At 57.8% G+C, this 1,753-nt stretch carries 2 protein-coding genes; both read right to left on the bottom strand.

Going from position 1 to position 1,753, the window contains the following annotated elements:
• The coding region (locus B060_RS0123500; RefSeq protein ID WP_018084225.1) for a helix-turn-helix domain-containing protein at positions 1–254 on the bottom strand (254 nt) is incomplete at its 3' end.
• The gene (locus tag B060_RS26385) at positions 251–1,663 is read right to left on the bottom strand and encodes a replicative DNA helicase (protein ID WP_051081150.1); all 1,413 of its coding nucleotides are present in this window, start codon (positions 1,661–1,663) and stop codon (positions 251–253) included. The genes B060_RS0123500 and B060_RS26385, both read right to left, overlap by 4 nt.
• Positions 1,664–1,753: the final 90 nt, after the last annotated feature.

Genomic DNA, 1,753 nt, shown 5'->3' with positions numbered 1-1,753 from the left:
GTGATCAGGTCGGTAGATCGGTGCCCGTTCTCACGAGAACGGCGCTTGCGGGAGATGTGGCCACGGGCCTCAAGGCCAGCCATGACAGCAACAACCTTACGCTTCGACATCACGCACCGGTCGGCCACCGTCGCCTGTGAAATGAACGTCTGCCCAGCATCGTTCGAGGCCTCCGCCAGCACCATCAAAACGGCTTTCTCATAGACATCTTCGACCGTCGCGCGTGCGGCCCAATTTAGGACTTTTCCGCTCATACCTCACCTCGCGGGTCAGTGATGAGGTCGAACTCCGCCTGGTAGGTCTGCATATCCGTACCAACAGGTGCGCGGCGGGCCTTAGCGCAAATAACTTCCATGGCGGTCTGCAAATCCGCGACAGACATCTCATGCTCAAACTCATTGCCTTTTTTGGGCTTTTGCCGTTCGAGATAGTAAGATTCACGGTATACGAAGAACACAAAGTCCGCGTCCTGTTCGATCGAGCCGGATTCGCGCAGATCCGACAATTGGGGGCGCTTGTCTTCCCGGCTTTCGACTTGGCGTGACAACTGGCTCAACAGCACTATGGCGCATCCTGCCTGCCTCGCAATCTGCTTCAGGCTGGAGGTTATCTCGCCCAGCACGGCAGTTTCGTTACGCCCGCGAGCCTCCGGCCGACGCATGATCTGAAGGTAGTCTATGACGACAAGGCTCAGTGGGCCTTTGCGTTTGCGAGACCATATCGACCTTCTGACGTCATCAATGCTGAGGCTGGGCACATCCTGAAGGATCAGGTTCGCCGGCACCTGAGCGTGCGCCCGATGCAGCGCCGACATTTCTTCCGGACGAACTTTACCCATAGCGATGTCACGATATTCAACACCATCGCCAGCACTGGCTGAAATCGCGGCCAACTCACGCTGAAGCATCTCGTCTGGCGACATCTCAATTCCAAGAAACAGAACCTGATCCTTAGGGTTCTCAACCGCACAGCCGTGCGCAAGAGCCCGCGCTAGGGCTGTTTTTCCCATAGATGGGCGGCCACCCAGGATGATCAGCGAGCCTTTGTGGAAGCCACCCATACGACGATCTACACAACGCAGGCCGCACCGTTTGCCCAGCGTCTTACCGGAGCGCATCTGCTCGGCAAGTTGCGTCAAGACGCTGGTAGCGACGTCCGGTGCGGCCTGAAATTCCGCCTCGGACACGCCGCTTTGCGTCTCAAGTTCGGCCAGCGCATTACGAGCGTATGAAAGTACCTCTAGAGCTGGGCGAGGGTTGTTCTCCGAGGCAAGAGCAATGACATTCTGGCCTATGCCCACGGCCTCCCTGCGCGTCCAGTCATCGATGATGGCGGTTGCACAATCTTGAGCCCAGGATGGATGCGCCGCTTTCGCACAAAGCAACGACAGGTAATCCTGCCCGGCCGCCGCATTGAGGTCGTCGATTGCCCGATCACCTCGCAAAGCCGAGCGAAGGCTTCCCGCATTGGCAGTGCCGCCAGCGTCAATCTGCTTGGTCAGTGCCTCCCACAACCGTGCATGCCCCGCCTCGACCATATGGTGCGGCTTGATGTGCGAGAGTTCAGCATACTGGCTGTTATTGGCCATAACACAGCCGATCAGATCTTGCTCAGCTTCAACGTTAGCAATTTCAAGTTGGGCGTGGCCCTTCATAATCATCATGCAGGGCCTCCCGCCAACATGGCACGGGCGGCGGCAAGATGGGTCTGAGCCTGGACCGTCATAAAGCTGCGATCGTCTGCATATTCAGCG

The sequence above is a fragment of the Asticcacaulis benevestitus DSM 16100 = ATCC BAA-896 genome (assembly GCF_000376105.1).
GTDB classification, from domain to species: domain Bacteria; phylum Pseudomonadota; class Alphaproteobacteria; order Caulobacterales; family Caulobacteraceae; genus Asticcacaulis; species Asticcacaulis benevestitus.
The sequence above is the reverse complement of the archived record's forward strand: the minus strand, read 5'-3'. Positions and strand labels throughout refer to the sequence as shown.